Annotated in this window: 24 protein-coding genes and 2 pseudogenes; 8 read left to right on the top strand and 18 right to left on the bottom strand. The window is 61.5% G+C overall.

What is annotated here, in order from left to right; all coding sequences use genetic code 11:
* Nucleotides 1–76: 76 nt before the first annotated feature.
* The 7 genes from CCR82_RS05970 to CCR82_RS05940 all read right to left on the bottom strand — a co-directional run bounded on the left by CCR82_RS05970 (nt 77) and on the right by CCR82_RS05940 (nt 10,590).
* On the bottom strand, nt 77–1,609 hold the full coding sequence (locus CCR82_RS05970) for an MraY family glycosyltransferase (RefSeq protein ID WP_201244487.1): 1,533 nt from the start codon (nt 1,607–1,609) through the stop codon (nt 77–79).
* A 118-nt stretch (nt 1,610–1,727) separates the two neighbouring features.
* Complete coding sequence (locus CCR82_RS05965; protein ID WP_201244486.1) at nt 1,728–3,119, bottom strand: O-antigen ligase family protein; 1,392 nt, start codon at nt 3,117–3,119, stop codon at nt 1,728–1,730.
* Between the two features lie 2 nt (nt 3,120–3,121).
* Nucleotides 3,122–3,829, bottom strand: a complete 708-nt coding sequence (locus tag CCR82_RS05960; protein ID WP_201244485.1) for a hypothetical protein — start codon at nt 3,827–3,829, stop codon at nt 3,122–3,124.
* A 372-nt stretch (nt 3,830–4,201) separates the two neighbouring features.
* A complete protein-coding gene (locus tag CCR82_RS05955; RefSeq protein WP_201244484.1) occupies nt 4,202–5,020 on the bottom strand; it encodes a tyrosine-protein phosphatase in 819 nt (272 codons plus the stop codon).
* Nucleotides 5,013–6,539: a hypothetical protein gene (locus CCR82_RS05950; protein WP_201244483.1), complete on the bottom strand. Its 1,527-nt coding sequence runs from the start codon at nt 6,537–6,539 to the stop codon at nt 5,013–5,015. Before CCR82_RS05950 ends, CCR82_RS05955 begins: the two co-directional genes overlap by 8 nt.
* A gap of 125 nt (nt 6,540–6,664) precedes the next feature.
* Nucleotides 6,665–8,914 carry a GumC family protein gene (locus CCR82_RS05945; RefSeq protein WP_201244482.1) on the bottom strand — a complete coding sequence of 750 codons (2,250 nt, stop codon included), beginning with the start codon at nt 8,912–8,914 and terminating at the stop codon, nt 6,665–6,667.
* Between the two features lie 65 nt (nt 8,915–8,979).
* Nucleotides 8,980–10,590: an O-antigen ligase family protein gene (locus tag CCR82_RS05940; RefSeq protein ID WP_201244481.1), complete on the bottom strand. Its 1,611-nt coding sequence runs from the start codon at nt 10,588–10,590 to the stop codon at nt 8,980–8,982.
* 70 nt (nt 10,591–10,660) lie between these two features.
* On the opposite strand from CCR82_RS05940, the gene rfaH reads away from it, so the two are divergent.
* From rfaH to fcl, 3 genes are read left to right on the top strand one after another with little or no spacing between them, the layout of a single operon-like run.
* Nucleotides 10,661–11,260: a transcription/translation regulatory transformer protein RfaH gene (gene rfaH / locus CCR82_RS05935; protein WP_242513292.1), complete on the top strand. Its 600-nt coding sequence runs from the start codon at nt 10,661–10,663 to the stop codon at nt 11,258–11,260.
* Nucleotides 11,261–11,312: 52 nt separating this feature from the next.
* Complete coding sequence (gene gmd / locus CCR82_RS05930) at nt 11,313–12,443, top strand: GDP-mannose 4,6-dehydratase (RefSeq protein WP_201244480.1); 1,131 nt, start codon at nt 11,313–11,315, stop codon at nt 12,441–12,443.
* Complete coding sequence (fcl, locus tag CCR82_RS05925; protein ID WP_201244479.1) at nt 12,440–13,399, top strand: GDP-L-fucose synthase; 960 nt, start codon at nt 12,440–12,442, stop codon at nt 13,397–13,399. The genes gmd and fcl overlap by 4 nt, the downstream gene beginning before the upstream one ends.
* Nucleotides 13,400–13,412: 13 nt before the next feature.
* Here fcl and CCR82_RS05920 read toward each other — a convergent pair whose 3' ends face one another.
* From CCR82_RS05920 to tnpA, 8 genes are all read right to left on the bottom strand, one after another.
* A complete protein-coding gene (locus CCR82_RS05920; protein ID WP_201244478.1) occupies nt 13,413–14,171 on the bottom strand; it encodes a glycosyltransferase family 2 protein in 759 nt (252 codons plus the stop codon).
* Nucleotides 14,172–14,346: 175 nt separating this feature from the next.
* A complete protein-coding gene (locus CCR82_RS05915; protein ID WP_201244477.1) occupies nt 14,347–15,096 on the bottom strand; it encodes a hypothetical protein in 750 nt (249 codons plus the stop codon).
* A gap of 91 nt (nt 15,097–15,187) precedes the next feature.
* Nucleotides 15,188–15,346: a transposase domain-containing protein gene (locus CCR82_RS18525; RefSeq protein WP_242513291.1), complete on the bottom strand. Its 159-nt coding sequence runs from the start codon at nt 15,344–15,346 to the stop codon at nt 15,188–15,190.
* Nucleotides 15,347–15,349: 3 nt separating this feature from the next.
* Complete coding sequence (locus tag CCR82_RS18520) at nt 15,350–15,589, bottom strand: IS66 family transposase (RefSeq protein ID WP_242513293.1); 240 nt, start codon at nt 15,587–15,589, stop codon at nt 15,350–15,352.
* 5 nt (nt 15,590–15,594) lie between these two features.
* On the bottom strand, nt 15,595–16,322 hold a 728-nt coding region (gene tnpC, locus CCR82_RS18515; protein ID WP_338073110.1), incomplete at its 3' end, for an IS66 family transposase.
* Nucleotides 16,323–16,341: 19 nt separating this feature from the next.
* Complete coding sequence (locus tag CCR82_RS18510) at nt 16,342–16,866, bottom strand: IS66 family transposase (RefSeq protein WP_242513290.1); 525 nt, start codon at nt 16,864–16,866, stop codon at nt 16,342–16,344.
* Between the two features lie 48 nt (nt 16,867–16,914).
* Complete coding sequence (gene tnpB, locus CCR82_RS05905; protein ID WP_201244476.1) at nt 16,915–17,268, bottom strand: IS66 family insertion sequence element accessory protein TnpB; 354 nt, start codon at nt 17,266–17,268, stop codon at nt 16,915–16,917.
* A complete protein-coding gene (gene tnpA, locus CCR82_RS05900) occupies nt 17,265–17,630 on the bottom strand; it encodes an IS66 family insertion sequence element accessory protein TnpA (RefSeq protein ID WP_201244475.1) in 366 nt (121 codons plus the stop codon). The genes tnpB and tnpA overlap by 4 nt, the downstream gene beginning before the upstream one ends.
* 293 nt (nt 17,631–17,923) lie before the next feature.
* Between tnpA and CCR82_RS05895 the strand changes: the two are divergent.
* From CCR82_RS05895 to CCR82_RS05875, 5 genes and pseudogenes are all read left to right on the top strand, one after another.
* Nucleotides 17,924–18,154, top strand: a pseudogene (locus tag CCR82_RS05895) (DegT/DnrJ/EryC1/StrS family aminotransferase); the annotation flags it as partial.
* 46 nt (nt 18,155–18,200) lie between these two features.
* Entirely contained in the window at nt 18,201–18,395 is a 195-nt protein-coding gene (locus CCR82_RS19315) for a BrnT family toxin (RefSeq protein WP_201244474.1), read from the top strand.
* A complete protein-coding gene (locus tag CCR82_RS05885; RefSeq protein ID WP_201244473.1) occupies nt 18,379–18,576 on the top strand; it encodes a BrnA antitoxin family protein in 198 nt (65 codons plus the stop codon). The genes CCR82_RS19315 and CCR82_RS05885 overlap by 17 nt, the downstream gene beginning before the upstream one ends.
* 17 nt (nt 18,577–18,593) lie before the next feature.
* Nucleotides 18,594–18,875 (top strand): type II toxin-antitoxin system mRNA interferase toxin, RelE/StbE family, encoded by a 282-nt coding sequence (locus tag CCR82_RS05880; protein WP_201244472.1) that lies wholly within the window; start codon nt 18,594–18,596, stop codon nt 18,873–18,875.
* 1 nt (nt 18,876) lies between these two features.
* Nucleotides 18,877–19,137: a helix-turn-helix domain-containing protein gene (locus tag CCR82_RS05875; protein WP_201244471.1), complete on the top strand. Its 261-nt coding sequence runs from the start codon at nt 18,877–18,879 to the stop codon at nt 19,135–19,137.
* 217 nt (nt 19,138–19,354) lie between these two features.
* Here CCR82_RS05875 and CCR82_RS19310 read toward each other — a convergent pair.
* The 3 genes and pseudogenes from CCR82_RS19310 to CCR82_RS05860 form a co-directional block, all read right to left on the bottom strand.
* A pseudogene (locus CCR82_RS19310) lies at nt 19,355–19,552 on the bottom strand (DUF29 family protein); the annotation flags it as partial.
* Nucleotides 19,553–19,636: 84 nt separating this feature from the next.
* Nucleotides 19,637–20,392, bottom strand: coding sequence for a Uma2 family endonuclease (locus CCR82_RS05865; RefSeq protein WP_201244469.1), 756 nt, complete (start codon nt 20,390–20,392; stop codon nt 19,637–19,639).
* Nucleotides 20,367–20,624: a hypothetical protein gene (locus CCR82_RS05860; protein ID WP_201244468.1), complete on the bottom strand. Its 258-nt coding sequence runs from the start codon at nt 20,622–20,624 to the stop codon at nt 20,367–20,369. Before CCR82_RS05860 ends, CCR82_RS05865 begins: the two co-directional genes overlap by 26 nt.
* Between the last annotated feature and the right edge of the window lie 415 nt (nt 20,625–21,039).

Here is a 21,039-nt window from a genome sequence, read left to right as displayed (position 1 = left end):
CAACAACAAACACAACAAAATCACTAAAAAAGCCGGGCTAGCCCGGCTTTTTTGTTAACGCTGCTTTTACATTGGTTCAACTCGCAAGCTCACTCCCGGGTTGTTCTTTTAAACTCCAGCGACGATAGTCATAGTCTCGCCATTGGATGGCCGCCCCATGTTCAGGGGCCAGCAAAATCTCGCGCAATGGGAGTTGACCGCGACGGTCCGTTCTCCGAAGCTCGTAATCAGGATTGCGTCTCGCCGATCGACGATCATTGCTCGGATTCCGTGCAATGTATTGCCGGACCTCATAGGGATGCTCCATGCTCAGATACTGTCGTAATCGGGGTAACGTCCTGCGTACCTCGTACCACGAACCAATATCCACGACGATAAACACTGATTCATGCGTCAATAGCCGTGGAGAGTAGGCATAAGCCCGGATACCCGCGCGAGGTTGCAGCAAGGGGCGCAGTTCCGCGACAAGTGAATCGACATCATCGGGATGGATGCCACCGATAAAGATCCCGGTGCCATGCTGCAGCGTAATCCCGAGACGCACCATCAGAATGCGCATCCAAGGGACAAAACGCCAGGGACGCAACACGACAAAGGCGTAGACAAGCGACAGCAGCACGAAAACCTGGAACAACAGCCACTCCGCCACCCCTAAATACAGCCCAAACAGACCGACTAGACCAAGCAAGAGATGAAAGCCCGCCAAGATAAAGGCGGCGGTCTCGACGCTGGCCCCCGCGTCCAATAAGAGGTGATGGAGGTGCGAACGATCAGCCCGGAAGGGCGATTTCCCCAGCCAAACCCGCCTTGCAATCGTCAGCGCGGAGTCATACAAGGGCAGCGAGAATAGAAACAAGGCCGTCACCGGCGTCATTGCGGGGTCCGGGCCTTGCGAGAGGTCGATGAAGAGCCAGGCCAGCATGAATCCAATCAGCATGCTCCCGTTATCCCCTAGATAAACCTCAGCTCCATGACGGCCGCAGCAGCGCATGTTATAGAGCAAGAAGCCCATGACTCCGCCCGCCAGCGATAACGCTAACAGGCCGTTAGTCTGATCACCGGCGCTATAGGCGATAATGGCTAGCAGCAAAAAACTGATAAGAGAGAGCAATCCGGACAGCCCATCAATGCCATCCATCATATTGAGGGCGTTACTGACACTGAGCACCCCGAAGATCGTCAGGGGAATACTCAAGACTCCAAGCCCCAAGAATATCGTTGGGACCAATTCGCCGAGATTCACCAACGCCACCCCAGCGCCAAAAATCATGATCAGTGCCGCCACGGACTGCACGAGCAACCGCAGCCGATAGCAAAGATTCCAGCGGTCATCGGCTAATCCCATGAAAAAGATCATGGATCCGCTGACCGTCAATGATATCAGCGTGGTGGACTCTGTCGTCGTGAGCTGAAAGCCGTCCATCACCACGAAGAGCATCAGAGCCGCCATCACGCCGATGCCACCTAAATAAGGCACCGGGCGCTCGTGTTGCTTATGTCCTGTAGGGAGATCTAAACCGCCCATCCGCGGGCCGAGCACAATTCCTCCCTTAACGCACAATATCGAGCCAACAAGCGCTACAAGAAAAATCCAACAGCAGTCTGGCATGATTGTGCACCTCTATCCTTATCGCCAGCGTTTTTAGATGGTTCCATCAAGCCACACCCAAAGCGACTCTATCCGAATATGACCCAAACCACAAGACATGCACACTGCAACGTGAAGATCAAGCTTTTGTGTCAGTATCCGGCAATGCGGAGACAGCAAGACCGAGCGCGAGCACGACCCAAAACCAAGCAGCATTCGCGGGAATATGGAAGTTGAATTCGACCCAGGCATGAATCAAAAGGGACAGCATTCCAAGGGCGCAACCAAAAGACAGTCCTCTGATGAGAGCGTCACCGCGCCTTAGGGCGAGCAGATTGACGCCGATAGCCACGAGAATCGCTCCGCCAAGCAGCATATAGCCAATCACCCCTTGCTCGGCGAGGAGTTCTAAATGGTCATTGTGCGCGTTCTCGGTCTTCAGCATCGAGTGAGCTTCCGGCGCCTTGAACATCGGATACAGGGTTCCCCAGGTTCCTGAACCACTGCCAAGGACCGGGTAAGACTGAATCATCAGCACCGTCGCCGTCGCCGTCTGGCGGCGTCCTTCCGCCTCCAAAAAACTCTGATCCAGTCGCTTTAGGAACAAATCGGCACCAAACACAACAGCACCTGCCAAAAGTGCCAGTAGCGCCACCCCTAGCAACCGTAAGGCACGCCCCTGGCTACCACGAACAGCGGCAGCCACGGCAAACATCAGGCTGATCGCGGCCAGCATCGCCAGAATGCCCCCGCGCGACGCTGACAGGACCAGCGCGCCGAATAGAATCAAAAGGGCTAGATACCCATACAGGCGCAGATTGCGTCCGTTCACAGACTGAAGCAGCCCACTCAGACGCTGCCGCCAGTGGCTGTGACGTTGTCTCGCGGCGCCGAGTGTCAGAAGCCATCCCAGCGTCAGACCAATGCCCAGTTCCAGCAGACCCGCGAAATGGTTCGGATTGATATAGGTACCGCGGGCACGCACGGCTGGTGTCGCGTAGATCCCCGCAATGCCCCATAGGGCTTCCAGCGTCACAACCGCCAACATCACATAGACGAGCAAGCGCACCCGCTCGCGGGTGTTGATCAGTGCCATGACCAACACCAGCAAACCGACGTAAGCGGCCGCTTGCAGAAACGCCTGCAGGCTGAGGCCCGGGTCCAGACTCAGCGTGAACAGACGCGCCCCCGTCTCATCTGCGTAGCGGTAAACATCCGCCGCTGTCGGATTCAGCCAGCCAATGACCTCCAGCGGCAAAGGAAGCACCTGAAGCAGGTGATAGGCCAACCACGCCAGCAGCAAGCCCAAGACCCAGCGCGCGGCACCACCGGCGAACACAGGCCTCGGTGCTGCCTCGGCCGACCACCCTCTGGCCAGCATCCAAACCGCCAACAGCGCAAAGACAGCCACCTCCATCACACCGATTGCCAGCGGATGGTTGCTGCCGATCGGAAGCGGCAGCCAGGCGATCAACATCAGCAGCCCTAACAAAAGCCACCCATCCAACTGTCGCAGATCCAGCACGGGCATTGTCATGACTCTGGCGAAAACAGCTCGGCACGATTCAGGCGCTGGTTCAGGTAGCTGATATCCCGTGCCTGACTCAGCATAGGCCTGAGCTGATCCACCCAGCCGAAGGCCATCGCCAGATCGATCACATTGCGCGGCTCGCGCTCGAGTAGGAAGGTCACCGTCTCGCGCACACCCTCACGCTGCTTGGCATCGAGCCGCGACCAGAGTGAAAAACCCAGCCGCAGCTCGGTCTGCAGCACCTCGGGCTCATAGAGCGCGAAGGTCTTGGCACGCTCGAGCGCAGCCCAAACCGCCGGCACGGTTGCGCCCTCTTCCGCTTTCAGGGTGGCGAGACGTGCCCACAACGCGCCCCAATGCGGACGCCGATTCAGCGCCCGGCGATACAGATCGATGATGAACGCATCGACATCGGCGGAGATGCCAGCCTCGGCGAGCCGACTCGATCCGATGCGCTGGGCCGCCAGTGCTTGCAGAGAGGGGTACTCGGCGGAGAAGGGATTGAAACGCGCCGCTGTCGTCAACGCGGACCATGGCCCCGTCCAGCGGTCGGTTTGGTAGGGTGTCGACAACCGTTCGTTCAATCGCAGCAAGACGCCTTCCGAGGCGTTCTCACCCCAGGCCCACAGCCCGGCAAAAAGGGCGAACAGCACGGCAATGAGCGCGCCAAGCCACCACCCAAGCCGGGCTAAGAGCGCCGGATTATGCATCCCAGCCGCCTGCCCTGCTCAGCCGTTCGTTACCTCGCCGGAGACACGCGGCACATCCGTCTTGCCGCCGGACTTTGATCGCAGGGCGATACCGAGCAATCCTGCGGCAGTCTGCAGACGCAGTTTGCGACTGAGGGCGGGTTGAACTGTATCGGCTGCGGCGTACCCGACACCTCTGAACACGGCTGTTGCCAGCCTTGCGGACCCGACCCCTGCGAGAACGCAACGCTCGCGAAACCAATCAGCGCGAAGGCAAGCGACGAAACAGCGACGATGTTCTTCATAACAGCATTCTCCATCTTGAGCCTAACGATTAGAGTACAGGAACCAATCCCACCACGACGGCGACATTTGCAGTGCTCGTGAACACACTCACCGCCCCAGAAAGAGCCGTGAAAACCAACCACCGGCACGCCCTGCAGGCGCCGCTGCCGCGTCCAACGCAGAAACCCCCGGCGGTGCCGGCACCTCTTCCGGATCAACATCATCAATCACCGCCCGCGGACGCCAGCGCACCAAGCGTTCCGCCTCCTCTGGCCCAACCAAGCGCGCAGCGGCTTCTCGGCCCTCGGCCAACAGCGGCGGTCGTCTCTCCACCGAATGCGCATCGGTTGCGAGCAGATGAACAAGCCCATCGCCGAGCAAGCGTTCCGCCAGGCGACGGGCACGAGGGCTGAAGCGCCCGGTCAGGGCACCCGCGGTCACCTGCAGCCAGGCCCCCTGACGTACCGCGGCCCGAAACCAATCGTAATGATCGTCATCCAGCCAACTCAGACGTTCTGGATGGGTAATCACCGGCACAAAGCCGGCGGCCAAATGATCGAATAACGAATCCAAGAATCGCGCGGGAACCGTATGATGTGGCGGCTCGAACAGAAAATAGCGCGACCCGTGCAGGGTGGGAAAATGCCCAGCGCGCAGCGCTGCCAGCATTTCAGGCACCATCTGGATATCAGCACCGTAGCTGACTTCGAGCCCGATATCGGCCTCCAACAGGGCGCGGCGAAACGCCACTGTCGCGCGAGCGATGCCGGCGGCATCATTATGATACAGTCCCGGGTAGATGTGCGGCGTGCAGGCGGTGAACTCGATACCGTCCGCCACCGCAATCCGCGCCATTTCCAGCGCTGTTGCCAACTCTGGCGCGCCGTCGTCGATAGCCGGCAGCATGTGGCAATGCAGATCAATCATCCGAGGACTCCGATGGCTCGCAGCGTTCACTCCCGTTAATGGTGAGCAGCCGATTCGCGTTAAGCACCTGCCGACATCCGGCCGAGTATTCGAGCACCGCGGTACTGCCCTCCAGTGTAATGAGACGGTCACCCAACTCGAGCCCTCGGCCCTCCCGCGCCATCACATAACGCCCCGCCTGCGTCACCAGCACCTCGCCCTCAACACCAAGCACCGTCGCAACTGGCCCCAAGGTTTCCTCGGCAACCTCTGCCGCGTCGGCGTCCGCCTCTGGCACCGTCGTCGGCTCCACCGAGGCACTGGCCTCAACAACACTCGGCTGAGTCGCGGCCGGTGGCGGGATCCGGCGCACGCGCATCTCGTCGAACCAGATCCCACCGGAAATGGCTCGACTCAGGCCGAATTCATCTACCGACACTAAGCGTAGCTCCTGCAAGTCACAGGAAGCCGGCACGGCAAACGCAACCTCAAAGGTATCCCATTTGTTCGAGCCAAGAAAACGCTGGCTCTCTTCGAGCAACGACTGATCGGGCTGCACACACTGCACAATCCAGCGTAAGCCGCCGCGCGTGGCCAATCGATCCGCGCGGTAACGTCCGCTCAGCCGATACTCGCCAGGATCCAGAAACAAGGGTTGAGCCACCTCCGCCATCGGTCCTTCATGCTCTCTGAACAGGACATGCAGCGCCTGATCTCCGTTGATGCCATAGGTCTTGGTGTAATTGACCAGCACCGTCTCATCGCCCTGCATCCGCCAGTCGAAGCCCCAACCCGTCGGCTCGGACTCGAACCCACCGTCGTACAACAAACCAAGTTCCCAGCGCCGCTCTGGGCTCAGTCCGTTCAACCAGGCCAAGTACGCCTCGACGATTCGACCTTCCCGGCGCAGACGCTCAATGTAATGCTTGCGCTCGAGCTCCGTCAGTGGCTCAAAGGACATTGCCGTGCGCAGCTCATAAAACGCCCGAACCGCCCCAATATCGGCGCTATGTTCCGCGAGATCGGCGAAGAAGGCTGGCCACCAAGATGGCGGCGTCATTGCCAGCGGCATGAGCACCTCACGCGTTTCCGCCTCATCAGCCAGCTCACGCATCAACGGGAAAATCGCCTCGGTGGCGGTCGGATCAGCCTCGAGCGTCAGCAGCCAATGGCGCAGTGCTTGCTCTAGCTCGCCCCGTTCCATCCAGAAACGTCCAGCGCGCAGGTGGACAGTCGGATCAGCCGGCCGTAAGCGGACGGCCATCTCGATCATCGCATCCGCTCGCGCCGTCTCGTCCGCCGCCAGCAGCCGTGGCGCCGTCTGCAACAACGGTTCCGGGTCGGTTGGATTTTGCTGAAAGGCCTGCCTGAGTGCTTCCGGTGCGGGCGCCGCCTGTTCATCGTCGGACTCGGGATCCTCCTGGGGCGACAACGCGGCCTGCAACCGATCCGCACCGCGCTGCGTCAGCGCTCCGGCAGGCGTCTGTTCAACCGCTGCGGCGCGCTGCTGCGTTGGCGCTGGTACGCCGGATACCATCATTCGCCAAAGCAACAGCCCAGCAACCGCCAACACGACAACGAGGCGCACAACAGACACTGCAAAAATCCCTCAACGCTCCAGTGCGCCTGCCGCCAGCATTGGACCGCCAGACACGCCCAGCGCCCCTAGGCCTGCTCGGGCAACGCCGTCTCGCGGCCACCGTAGTGGTAGGTGTATTGGTAGTCATAGCCGTAGCCGTAGCCATAACCGCTGCCGACCTTCCCAAGGCGGTCGATCACCGCCCCGATGATATTCGCATGCGCGGCCTTCAAGCGTTTGACCGCGCCCTCCATCGCACCATAGCGGGTGCTCTCCGCATCGGCAACGAAAACCGTCCCGCGCGCCAGATTGGCCAGGACCAACGCATCGGCCAAGCCAATCACCGGCGGCCCATCGAGCAACACATAATCAAAGCGCTCGGCCGCTAGCGCGATCAACTCGCCCATCTTTGCGCTCGAGATTAGCTCGACCGGATTGGGTGGCAGCGGACCACTCGTTATCGAGAAAAGACGCGTTGTCGCGGTCGGCTGCGCAATCTCGGCCGGCTGCATGGAGCCAGCCAGGTAATTGGTCAACCCGACCGAATTCGGTAGATCAAACACACGGTGCAAAGACGGCGCCCGCAGGTCGGCATCGATCAGTAAGACCTTCGCCCCCGCCTGCGCAAAGGCAATCGCGATACTCGTCGCCACCGTCGTCTTGCCCTCGCCTGGCCCAGCGCTGGTCAAATGCAAGACCTTAGGCGCGCCCTCGGCGGTCGCAAACAGCAGTTGCGTGCGTAGAGAGCGCACCGCCTCGGCCACCGGACTCTGTGGATCAACCGCCGCGAGCAAAGGGACCTCTTGATCCTCGATCCCATAAGCGCGCGCCGAAGCATAGGGGATCACTCCCAGCACCGGCGCATGCAGCCGCGTTTCCACGTCATCGCTCGTCTTGATGGTATCATCGATGTGTTCGACCAAAAAGATCACCAGTGCCCCGACGACAAGCCCTAGCATCAGCGCCTTCATCAGATTCGAGCGCAAACTCGGCTTAAAGGGTGACCGCGGAATTTGCGCCGAATCCACAATCGAGATGTTGTTCGCCGTGATTCCGGCAACGACGCCCACCTCCTTCATGCGCTGAAGCAAGCCATCGTAGAGTTGGCTGTTGGTTTCCACGTCGCGCTTGAGCGTCTGGTAATCGGTATTCCTGTCCTGCAAGGCCAGCAATTCCTGCTCCAACGCGTCGACCTCCGTCTGCAGCGCCGCCTGCTCGCGCCGTTTCGCACGATAATCTTGCTCGAGGGCGGTACGGATCAACTCAACCTCTTGCGCAATCTGCTCGTCGACTTCATTGATCTGCTGGCGTAACTGCTCAACGTCTGGAAAGTCTGGCGTAAACCGGTTCAGTTGATCGCGATATGCGATCTGCAGATCCACCTTACGCTCCTTCAGCTGCTCGATCACACCGCTATCCAGCATCATGAGTGTCGCCAGGCCATCATCATCTTGGCCAACGTCATCTCGGCCAGCCGCGGCTGCGGCCTGAATCGCCTCTGTCTGGGCGGCGGTGAGTGCATTACGAAAGGCCGTCAACCGCTGCTTGGCACTGCCTAAGCGGTCTTCCAAGTCGTAGATCTGTCGCTCCTTGGCGTAAGCAACCAGCCGGGCTTCGGAATCCTCAAGATTGGCCCGCACCTGTTTGATGCGCTCCTCCAGGAAACGCTCGGCATAGACCGTCGCATCGTAGCGACGCTCCAGCGTCATATTGATGAAACTCTCGGCCCAGGCGTTCAAGATTTGGGCCGCCTCGCGGGGATTGGGACTCGCATAATGCAACCGTACGAGCCGCGAACCGCGCACCGGCGAGACCGTCAGCCGGGATAGCAATGCACCCTCCAGATTAGAGGATGATGCCCCATTGTTCCCTGGGGTATCCCTGGCAGATTGCGCATCTTGACCGCCGCCGAGCAAACGCCGCAAGCCCGCCGAGACCTCCGCCAAGGCCGAAGCATCGCTCGACTGCCGAGGCGCCGAGCGGGTCTGGAGGCCGAGCCGCTCAATCACCCTGCTAGCAAGATTGCGACTCTTGAGCAACTCATACTGCGTTTGATAAAAATCCTTGTCACTTCGAGACTCCCCAAGCTCGACATCTTCTTGGTATTCCAGGAATCGATCATTCTGAGGCTCAATATGGAGCAACAGGGTCGCTTGGTAGACTGGCGTGGTGCGGTAGGTCATGACCAACCCAACCAACAACGCAAGGACCACAGCGGCAACCAGTATCCACTTACGCCGCAGCAGCATGTGCCAGTAGCGGCGCAAATCAATGCTGTCGTCTTCTAGGGGTTCCGATGCAGCCGCTAGCGCAACACCGCCAGGACCGGGCGCCATCGCTCCTCGCCAAGGGCCGATCGCCCTTCCGGGGTCTGACGCCTGACCGCGATCTTCAGGCTCAGTCATACAGATTGCCCTCCGCTGACTCCAGCGTGCCGATCAGTAGACGCATCATCATCGAGAAACGGATTCGGGATCTGCCCTCCCGCCGGTGGTCGGGTCCCTTTTCGGCGAGCCACGCCTCCTCTCACCTCCTCGGCCACAAGATCCGGTGTGCGCCGAGGTCGTGCACGCCGCGCGGTTGACTCAACCTGGGTCGCGGGCACGCCGTAGAACAGGCCTGCCAGGAACGCAAAATAGATCACATTAGCCGGAATCTGCAGCGTGTCATCAAAGAGCCCCTGCAACAGCGCCAACAGCAAGCCAATCCCAGCGCCCAGCTGGAGAAAACGTTGCCGAGGCCAAGGCCCAGCCGCCCCGATCCGCACCCACTGTCGCAGATACATGGCCAAGCCGAGCACGATCAAGACCGCACCGAGTACCCCCATCTCGAACACCCACTCGAGAACACTATTTTGAGCGTGCGAGATCGACCACTGACCCAGTTCCACGGGCTGGAATGCCGGAAACACCTCGCTGTAAGTTCCCGGGCCGCTGCCGAAGGGGAAAAAGGCAACGATGCCAGACAAGGTTGCCGTCACAATTTCTCCCTGCTGCCGCGCCATCACATCAGGCACCGAAAACCGGTCGAACAGCGGCAACAGCGCCATCACCAGCGCGCCGCCTATCGCGACCATCACGAGCGCGCGCGGAATCCCCAACCACCGCTCTTGACCCGCTGAACGCTGGGCCAGCAACAGCGTCCAGATCATGACGGCAAGGATGCTCAGGCCAATGCCGACGCGCGAGCGCGTTAGCAGCAGCGCCGCCAGCAGCAACGCAGCGATCACCGCGTAAGGAATGGCTGGATAGCGCTGCAGCCAATCGCCCACGCTCAGCGCCTCACCGCGGCGTTTTCGTCGCCGGCTGCGATGCTCCAGCCCATAAGCGGTCAGCCCAAGCGTCAACGCCAACACCATGTTCAGCAACCCCGCCAAGTGGCCGGCATTGCTCAAGGTCCCCGCGGCACTCCGCAGCCCCTCGAACCCATTCGCATCAAGATCACCACCAAGCGGCGCCAGATCCAGCAAGAATTGCACCGCACCCAGGAGACCTTGTAGCAGGCCGACAGCAAGCACCAGCAGCACCAACCGCAGGAGCGCCGTGGGCGCCAGCCAACGCGTGACGATGAACACCCCAACCGGCGCCCAAAGAAACAGCCCGCTCGACTCCGTCACGTCCGGAACCACGGATAACCGAGTCAAGCCCGAGCCCGCCTCCCCCATCATGAGCGCTGACGCCTCGGCATACAGCGCATGCCCCGGCACCCAAGTCGCGATAACCGCCGGCAATGGGAGCAAATACAGCCAAGGCAGCCCCAACAACAGCGCAATCGCGACCCCTTCACGCGCCGAGATCGGCAACGGCCGCGGCTGCATGAGCACCAAGGCGATCATCGCCAACGATAAAACTTCCAGCGATAACAATGCCCACGCCGGCTTCCCGCCAAGAAACAGAGGCGCGATCACAAGGACCGCGCCCAACACCCATTCCGCCCCTTGCCGCGCGCGCGCCTCCCAGGCCGAGGGATTCGCCGCGCTGGAATCCGAAACCGCTGTTTGCGCCGCTACCATCGAAGGCTCCCGCATCCTGCCTCAAACAGATCTAAAGTCAGCCTCTAATAGTAAGCGATTCCAGCATGCGATGGTTCGCTCGCGCGCCTGGGTGGATCAGCGCACGGGCTCGGTGGTATGCTCGGCGCCACCGGATCAGGCGAAGTTAGCCACGGATTATATGGACTCGCTGCAACACCGCGTGCCCTCCTGGTACGTTCTGCAAAGCAAGCCTCGCCAGGCCGAGCGCGCTCAGCTTAACCTCGAGCGCCAAGGGTATGTCGTCTTCCTCCCGCGCATCACCGTCGAGCGTATTCAGCGCCAGCGCCGGCAATTGGCCGAAGAGCCCCTGTTCCCCAACTATCTCTTCATTCGCCTGCAGCGTTGGGTCGATAACTGGTATCCCCTGCGCTCGACCCGCGGTGTCGCCCGGCTCGTGACCTTCGGCCAAGAGCCGGTCGCGATCGACCAACAGCTGATCGAAGCGATCATGCAGCGCTGTGCCCAACGTACCGGCCCGCCTGAACTCCAGCCCGGCCAACCGGTTGAGATCCTCGATGGCCCCTTTGCTGGGCTATCGGCCATCTTTAAGGCCCCGCAGGGCGAACAGCGCGTGCACCTGCTGCTCAATCTCCTGCAGCGCCCGATCACCGTCAGCCTCCCCCGCGCACAGGTCTGCGCGGTATCCTAAGCGAGATCGATCGAAAGGCCGCAGCCCCGCAGCCTCATCTGGAGCTTCAGCAGTGACCAAAAAAGCCCTCATCACCGGCATCACCGGCCAAGACGGCAGCTACCTCGCCGAATTCCTCTTGGAGAAGGGCTACGAAGTCCACGGCATCAAACGTCGCGCCTCGCTGTTCAACACCCAGCGCGTCGATCATATCTACGAAGACCCGCACCAGCAGGACCAACAATTTATCCTGCACTATGGTGACCTCACCGATACCTCCAACCTCACGCGCATCATCGCCCAGGTGCAGCCCGACGAGGTCTACAACCTCGGCGCCCAATCCCACGTCGCAGTCAGCTTCGAGGCCCCCGAATACACCGCCGACGTCGACGCCATCGGCACCCTTCGCCTGCTCGAAGCCATCCGCTTCCTAGGCCTCACCGACAAGAGCCGCTTCTACCAGGCTTCCACCTCCGAGCTGTTTGGTCAGGTGCAAGAGGTGCCGCAGCGCGAGACCACCCCGTTCTATCCGCGCAGCCCCTACGCCGCCGCCAAGCTCTACGCCTACTGGATCACCGTCAATTACCGCGAAGCCTACGGGCTCTATGCCTGCAACGGTATCCTCTTCAACCACGAGAGCCCGCGCCGTGGCGAAACCTTCGTCACCCGCAAGATCACCCGCGCCCTGGCCAACATCGCCCAAGGCCTCGAGCAGTGCTTGTATCTTGGCAACATGGATGCACTGCGCGACTGGGGTCATGCCAAGGACTACGTGCGCATGCAGTGGCTGATGCTCCAGCAAGAGCAGCCCGAAGACTTCGTCATCGCCACCGGCAAGCAATACTCGGTGCGTCAATTCGTCGACTGGACCGCCGCCGAGCTTGGCATCAGCCTCGAATTCCAAGGCGAAGGTCTCAACGAGCAAGGTATCGTCACCGCCATCGCCGACCCCGAGATCGCCCCGGCCCTCAAGGTGGGCGACGTCATCGTCTGCGTCGATCCACGCTACTTCCGCCCGGCCGAGGTCGAGACCCTGCTCGGTGATCCCACCCGCGCCCGCGAGCGCCTCGGCTGGGTGCCCGAGATCACGGTGCAAGCGATGGTCGCCGAAATGGTCGCCGAAGACCTCAACAGCGCGCGACGCTTCGCCCTGCTCAAGGCCCACGGCCACGCGATCCCGATTGCGCGAGAGGATGGGCGATGAAAAAGATCTTCATCGCCGGCCACCGTGGCATGGTCGGCAGCGCCATCGCCCGTCAATTGCAGGACCAGGGCGAGGCCGCGTTACTCACCGCCAGCCGCAGCGAGCTGGATCTGCTCAACCAGCAGGCGGTCAATGCCTTCTTCCAACAACACCGCATCGACCAGGTCATCATCGCCGCCGCCAAGGTTGGCGGTATTGAGGCCAACAACAGCCTACCGGCCGAATTCATCTACCAAAACCTGATGATCGAGGCCAACCTCATCCAGGCCGCGCATCAGGCCGATATCCAACAGCTGCTGTTTCTCGGCTCCTCCTGCATCTACCCCCGCGAAGCCCCGCAGCCAATGGTCGAAGACGCGCTGCTGACCGGCCCGCTCGAACCCACCAACGAGCCCTACGCCATCGCCAAGATCGCGGGCATCAAGCTCTGCGAGAGCGTCAACCGCCAATACGGGCGCGACTACCGCTGCGTGATGCCGAGCAACCTCTATGGCCCTGGCGACAATTTCCACCCCGAGCACAGCCACGTCATCCCGGCCTTATTGCGGCGTTTCCACGAGGCCACCCAGGCCAACGCCCCCGAGGTCGTCATCTGGGGAACCGGTACCCCCAGGCGCGAATTCCTGTACGTTGACGATATGGCCGCCGCCTGCCTGCATGTGCTCAATCTCGACACCGAGACCTATCAGGCCAACACCCAACCGATGTGCTCGCACATCAACGTTGGTACCGGTGTCGATGTCACCATCCGCGAGCTAGCCGAGATCATCGCCCACGTCACAGGCTACCGGGGCCAGCTCACTTTCGACTCGAGCAAGCCGGATGGCGCCCCGCGCAAGCTGCTCGATGTCTCGCGTCTCACCGCGCTCGGTTGGCAGGCGCGCTATGACCTCGAGGCTGGGCTGAGGCAGACCTATCGCTGGTTTCTCAACAACCTTGAGCGCTTCCGGCGTTAACCATAAATTGCCATCAAGCGCAGGCGCCGCGCACAAAAAACTGCGGCAGCTTCGACACATTCTTCCACGCCAGCGCCCCCAGGCCGCCGACCTGGTTGCTGTGCAGTGCTTGATAATCCTCCCAAGACTTGCGCAGCAGATTGCGTAGCGAGCGGTTGCTCACCCCGCCGAGGCGCATGCGGACCAGCACCTCGGGCAGATACAGTACCCTCCCTTGCAGCTGCGTCAGCATGCGCAGCATTAGGTCATAGTCTGCGGCGATGCTATACCGCGTATCGAAGACGCCGAAGCGCTCATAGAGCGAGCGGCGCAGAAACAGCGTTGGATGCGGCGGCATCCAGCCCCAGCGCAGCCGTTGCGGCCGATACTCACCGGCGCGCCAATAGCGGATCACGCGGGTGGTGTCTTCCGCAGCCACATAGACCAAGTCGCCATAGACCGCATCCACAGCCGGATCAGCAAAGGCCCGGGCCACCTGCGCCAGCACCTCGCCGTCGGCATAGACATCATCGCCATGCAGGATGCCGAGCACATCGCCGGTGGCGTGGGCGATGCCCTTATTCAGCCCATCGTAGGTGCCGCCGTCACGCTCGCTGACCAACACCGCAAGCTGATCACGCCGGCGTTGCAAGATCTCGAGAGTGCCATCAGCGCTGCCGCCGTCCATCACAAGATGTTCCCGATCGGCATACGACTGACTCGCCATCGAGTCCATGCAATCGCCGATGGTATCCACAGCGTTATGCAGCGTTGTGACCACGGAAATTTTCATTACAAGAGTCCCCAATTAATGCCCGGATCGGACTTGCTGCCTGCAGCCCGCAGTGTCCGCCCATCATTGACCCAGGCAAACACAATGATCTTGCTGGTCTTATCAGACGAGGGTGAGTGGATGGTTGACTGCTGACGCTCAGTGCCTGCTGCAAAGGTTACCGCTCCATGGCCTCCTAATGGTCCCTGCGCTGCTTGGCTAACCAGGCTTCGATGGTGGCAGGATCAAGCCCCTTGAGGCGCTCCTCGGGATCATAGCGCTGAAGCACTTCGTCTGGATCAAGTCCCTTGAGGCGCTCTTCTGGAGTCATGTTGGCGAGCACCAGCTCATGGGTCTCGCGGAGAAAGTCTTCCATCGTGTAGGCCATGTCAAGATTCTCCCGTTGGTAGATGAGGTGCAGGCGTTCGAGCAATTCCCAGTGTTGGCCTTGGCTGAGATGCGGATGGCGAGCGCGGTAGTGGATCAGCCCTTGCTGGATGCGATCTTGCTCGCTGGCGAAGAGTTCCCAGGGGGCATTGCGCGGATGCTTGGCGATGGCGTTCAGGACGATCAGGCGCACCGGCTGTCCGCCCCAGGGGAGCTCATAAACGCCTTCCCAGGCGGTGTTGACGTAGTAGCCGATCAGCTCATCGAGGGTCCAGGCGGTGAGCGCTTCGTGCTGGGATTTGTAGGTCAGCAGGTTGTGGGGGCGCAGGTTCTCGAGCCCGTCGGGCAGTTCCAGCGGGCGTTGTGCTGCCCCTTCCCCCCTGGCCTCAATAATGGCGACATCGAGCAATTGGCTGCGCAGCGCGAGTTCTTGCTCGAGCTCGACCCGCCACGGGGCACCTTCGAAGACCTCCATCAGCGCGATGCCGAACAGCCGATGCCATTGGCGCAGGCGCTCGTCGCGCGGCTCGATCGGGTCGCTTGGGGGGGCGGTGGTCATGGCCTGAGTATAGCGGCAAGCGGCAAGCGGCAAGCGACAACCCACTTCGCGCTCTGCAGCAGCAATTGCCGCGGCGTAAGCGTCCGGCGAACTACCGGATTGACGGCTGCTGATTGAGGTCGTCCATGTTTAGAGTGTGCGGCAGCAGCGCCGCGACGGCCTCGGGCGTCTTCGCAGCGGGCAGCTGCTCGAAGAGATGATTGAGGTACGCCCAAGGCTCGAGGCCATTGGCCTTCGCGGTTTCGACCAAGCTTTAGAGCAGCGCACTGGTCTCCGCCCCCTTCGGACTGCCTGAGAAGAGAAAGTTTTTCCTTCCAACGACAAACGGCCGGATCGCGTTCTCGGCGCGGTTATTGTCGACCTCCAGATGCCCATCCTCGAGGAAGGTGATCAGGATCGGCCATTGGCCGAGCGCATAGGTGATCGCCTGCCCAAGCAGGCTCTTCGGTGCCGTGCGCGCGGCGGCCTTGTCCAACCAGCGGCGGATACGCATCAGGNCGCATCAGGATCGGGCGGCTGTGCGCGTTGCGCTCACGCTGGCGGGTCGCGGCATCGGCCTCGCGCACGCGCCGCTCCACGCCATAGAGCTCACCGATCAGCGCCACCATCTGCTGGGCGGCACTGGTGTTGCGTCCACTGGCGGCCTCAACGAACTTCCGACGCACATGTGCCCAACAGCCCGCGTGATCGATGATCTCCGGCGCCGTGGCCAAGACCTGATAGGCACTGTAGCCATCGGATTGCAGATAAAACGGCGACGGCGGATCGGCATCGGCTGGGAACAACACCCGCCGCGGCACCTCGGCCGCCCGGCTCGGCGCATATTCAAACCAGCGGATCGCGATCCCGGGTGGGCCGCCGCAGAAGGTCCACATAGTGGACTGTTGCGTATTGTCGCGCCCAGGCTCATCGAGCACCTGCAGCGGCGTCTCATCGGCCTGCACCACCGGGCCTTGGGTCAGCAGCCCTTTGAGCGCTGCGGCCACCGGCTGGAGCGGGTCGTTAAGCCCGATCAGCAGCCCGGCCATGGTCTGGCGGCTGAGCTCAATGCCTTCGCGCGCGAACAGCTGCTCCTGGCGATACAGCGGCAGGGCATCGACAAACTTATGGGTGACGATCTGCGCGATCAGCGAGCTGTGGGCGAGCGACTTGGGGATGATCGACTCGGGACGTGGAGCGATTTTCACCCCCACCTCAGCGCCGGGAACCTCATCGTTGATCGGCACGTATTTGGCCCGCTTGTACTCAATGACGTCGTACGTGACGGGGAATCACAGCCAGCTGCTCGGCGCTGTCATAACCGATGAAGCGCCAGTCCTCACCCATCGCCGCTTTGATCGCCTCGGGCAGATCGAGGATGCGCTCCACCCGCGGTAGATGACTCGGCAAGCGCCGACGCACGGGCTTGCGCTTTGCCTGGGTCTTTGGGGGCTCGTCGGTGTCGTGGGTCTCGGGTGGCGTCTCGTTGGCGAGCGCCTCTTCGAGCTCGCCGATCAGCGCTTCGAGCTCGGTCTCATCGAACAGGGCGAGCTGGCTCTCAGGAATCTGATCGGCGCTGGGGCCGAAGCGCTTGCGCCGCAGCAGCTCGATGGTCTCGAGCAGCTGATCGATATAAGTCCGGTGCTGCGCAAGGGTGGCGGCTTGCTGCTGCAGACGCGCGGTTTGTTCAGCGCGCTGCTGCTCGGACTGGGCGAGTTGTTCGACCAGTTGGTGGATGATCCCGTGCAGCTGGGAGGGCTCATCGGGCAGCTTTTTGGCGACCGTTTGCATGGTCGCTATTATACTGGTTTTGCTCGATAAAACGAAGACTTATCGCACTCAAATCAGGTCAAACTGAGCCCGTTTGTGGGCCTGCACACGGGCCGGCTCGAGCCCGTCGAGCAGCCAGCTCAATTCGCGCAGCGAGAGTTCAACCGGGCCGTCTGTGGCGCGCTGAGGCCACCAGAACCGCTGCCGCTCTAGGCGCCGATACCAGAGCCAAAAGCCGTTGGTGCGATAGAACAGAATCTTGAGCTTGTCGCGTCCTCGGTTGCAGAAGACAAAGACATGGCATGAGAAGGGATCGGCTTGAAGCACATCGATGACCAGCGCGGCGAGTCCATCGATCTGCTTGCGCATGTCCGTTGATCCCGCGGCCAGGTAGACCTTGGTGTGCGCATCGAGGCTGATCATCTCGCGCCCCGCGCCTGCAGCAGGTCGACGACCTGCCCCAGGGTGCTCGGATCACAGCCAGCGGCGATCTCCAGGCGCAGTCCGTTGGTGAACACCACCGTTAGCGCGGCGCCCACCTCCTGGCTGGGCGGCGTGGGGCGATCGGCGAGCCGCACGGGTAGGAGTGTCGCCGGCTGCAGCTCCTCGGCGCTCAAGGATGACTTGCTGGTTTGCGTCTCTTGGCGCAGGCGCTCGCGCCAACGGTGGAAGGTGCTCACGGCGATGCCGTGGCGTCGGCAGTACGCGGCTTGTGTCTCGCCGCTGGGCGGCCAGCCTTGCACCAGCTCGCGCCATTGAGCGGGCGTGCGTCGCTTCTCGGCCATGCCCAGTCCTCGTGTTGCTCTGACTAGGCGCTAGGGTGCAAGCAGCGCCGGCGATCGTATAGGAGGTAATTCGCCGGACGGTTACCCAGCGGGAATCGACGCGCTATACTCGCTGTGCATCACACAGGCTCGTCGCGCAACCGCTTGGCGGGATGGCGTCTTCAGGCGGCTTTTGAGCATCGCGCCAGATCAGGATTCCAGCGACGGCAAGAAGTCGGCGCTCCTAGAATGGCGGGCGCCCGGCACCGATGCCATCGCAGGACGTCCAAGGCCATTTCACGCCGGCTGAAGCGCTCGCGGAGTCTCTGGGCGTCGAGCACCTGGCGCTGTTCGCCAACGGCACCCTGGCCTTACTCACCGCGCTGCAGGCCTTGCGCATCACCGGCGAGGTCATCACCACGCCCTACTCCTTCGTCGCCACCGCGCATACCCTGCTCTGGAACGAGATTCAGCCGGTTTTCGTCGACCTCGACCCGCACACGCTCAACCTCGACCCCAACCGCATCGAAGCCGCCATCACCCCGCGCTGAGCGATGACGACCTCAACCGGATCATCCAACTGCTGCGGCCATGATGAAACGGCCGGGCGTTAATCGCCAAAAACATGGGATAGACCTTGCCGAAATCGAGGCGGTTTTCTACGATCCTTATGCCATCACCATTGAAGATCTCGAACACGACGAGGAACGATTCGTGACCATCGGGCAAAACCACCTCGAACGACAGCACTACGAACGGGAGGCCCACCATGCGCGAACACTATGATGTCTCTCATGGTCAGCAGGGATCGGTGATCAACGCTGACGGCAAGACGCGCGTCACACTCTACCTGGACGACGACCTACTCGCCGTCTTGCGCGAGCGGGCCGCCGCACAAGGCCAGGGATACCAGACGCTGATCTACGAGATACTGCGCGGCAGCTGGGTGAAGAGAGCCGCGTTGTAACCAGCAGCGGCCAGCCCATGTGGACGATCGTCGAGCATCGCCGGATCGCGCGCCAAGTCAGGCGGCTCCCGGTCGACATCGTCAAACGCTATCAGAAATGGAAAGACATCATGACGCTCTCGGGGCCGGCTGGCATCCGGATGATCCGCGGATTTCATGACGAATCCCTCCAAGGCGAATGGCAAGGGCACCGATCATCGCGCTTGAACGAGCAATACCGGGTGATTTACCGTCTCGAAAACGGCTTGGCCAAGGTCGCAGTTGTTAGCGTAACGCCACATGATTATCGGAGAAAGTGAAATGAACGAATTTCGCCCGGCCACGCGCAGCATCGAGATCTCGCCCGGGGAATCCGTGCGCATCCTGCGCGAGCTTCAGGAATTGACCCAGGAAGAACTCGCCACGCGCGCTGGGCTGCCGCTGGCGGCGTTAGTCGAGATCGAATCCGACCGCTCCGCCCTCGACATCGAGCAGGCCAAGTCCCTCGCTCGCGCGCTCAAATGTCATCCCGGCGCCCTGGCCTTTCCAGGGTGGAACGTCGAACAGGATTCGGCCGCTTAGCACCAATGGAAGTGGGGCGACGGCACGCCTGAGAATGCGCTTGCGGAGTATCGGTTGTTCAACGAACGCTTGCAGCAACTCGGCGGGCAGCTGCCGGTGGACAACATCCTGATGGTCCAGGTCAAGAAACGTTTCGGCCCCGCAGTCGCCGATGAGACGCGGTCGATCTTGGAGCAGATCGACGACTTCGACCTGCTGCTCGAACTAACCGGGCCTGTCATTGAGGCTCCGGACAGCGCTGCCTGGCGATGCACGCGGATAACGGACTCAGCGGCCGTTGGGAACGCGCTGCGGCGATGTCTCGTGCATCGTCGGTGTAGCAGGGTTCAAAAATCTCACTGGGGTAGGGCCTCAGACTCGGGCTGTCGTCCCGTTCGTCGCGGATCTGTTTGCGAACGCTGGCCATCTCGGCTCGCCAGTGGTTGCCGCTTCAGATCCCCTCACCTGCACCCACAACCTCCTGCTCGGCCGAGTCCTGATGCCCATGAATCGGTTTGTTTCAAGAGGGCAACATCAAACGGGCTAGCCGCTCGGCAAAGGCCGCAGCGTCGGTGCTGTTGAGCCCGCTTTCGAGCGTATCAAGCACGTCTCGCATCTTCAGCTGGAGTAAGGCGGCGCTGTCGAGCCACAGGCCGGGGAAAACCTGGCTTTTCAGCGTGCCGGTTGGGTCAGGCTCGAGCGCAACAGAGCGGCCATCCTTCAGGCGATACCACTCGAGCTTGTGATCTTCAACCAGCCAGAGCAGGTATTCGGCGACGCCATTGCGGCGGTAGACCTGCAGTTTCTCGTAGCGGTCGTAGGCGGAGCTGCTGCTGGCGATCTCGACGATCAACTCGGGCGGACCGGCCAGATAATCGTCCTCCGTCAAATGCGAGCGGCCGCCAGCGCGTTCGTCAAGACGCATCAGGGCATCCGGTTGTACCTCGTTGTTGGCATCGAGTCGCAGGCTGGCGTTATCGGCCACTTCCACCGCCGGCAGGCCGGCGGCATAGTAGCCAAGCCAGGTCATGATCTGGCTGTGCGGGCGCGCGTGGCGCCGATAGCGCAACGGTGAGGCCATATACACCACCCCCTCGACCAATTCGGCCTTTTTCAGCGCCGGCATCGCACGATAGCGACGCTCGAATTCTTCACGCGTGAGATGGTCGCCATTTTCGAGCACAGCGGCTTGGGACAGCGTGGCGGCTGTCACGGCGCTGGCGTTGCCTGCGGTGGTTGTGCCATCAGGCTTATCGAGAGACTTGGACGTGCCCATGTTGCGTCTTTACAAGTGCATGCGTTGCGTTGTTGAGCGGCGCGTTCAAGCGGTCCGCCCCGTCTAGACTGGCCTGTTGGCGACGTGCCCACAGGGCCTGGACGAAGTCACCCAGGCGGTTGCCTTGCTCGCCGAGTTGGCGACTGATGGTATTCAGCAGCTTCTCGGTTTGCTGGAATCGACGGTCGGTCTCCCTGAACAGGGCCCAAACCTCGTCGAGTGTGGTGGCCATGGTCTTCGCGCCTCGGTGGTGATGGTTTCAGTGTAGCACTGGCCGACCAGCGCTCAATGAACCAGGCGTCACTCGCACCACGTGAAGCGCTGACGATAGTTGACCCATCGTCGCAGCCCAGGGCCTGTTCTCTGGCGACCTCTCGCTTGAGGCCAACACCAAGCGCGTGAGCACATCGCCTTTGATCTCCGCACGCTGCGTGGTGAGCGATCGTGCAAGGCATAGCGAAACTGCTGCGGCACATAAGGCTTGAGCGCCTCCGGCAACGGGCGGATCAGCGCGTGGAAGTCCAGCAATTCCAAATTTGAAACCCTCATGTTACCAGTAGCTTTTCTGAAAGCGGTTGAAACTTGAGTTGTTAGCCGATGGTTCTCAAGCCCACCCCCACAGCCACACCGACGCCCCCGGTGTTCGC

This window comes from Halochromatium salexigens, assembly GCF_016653295.1.
In the GTDB taxonomy this organism is placed as follows: domain Bacteria; phylum Pseudomonadota; class Gammaproteobacteria; order Chromatiales; family Chromatiaceae; genus Lamprobacter; species Lamprobacter salexigens.
This window is presented reverse-complemented; position numbering and strand designations above follow the sequence as displayed.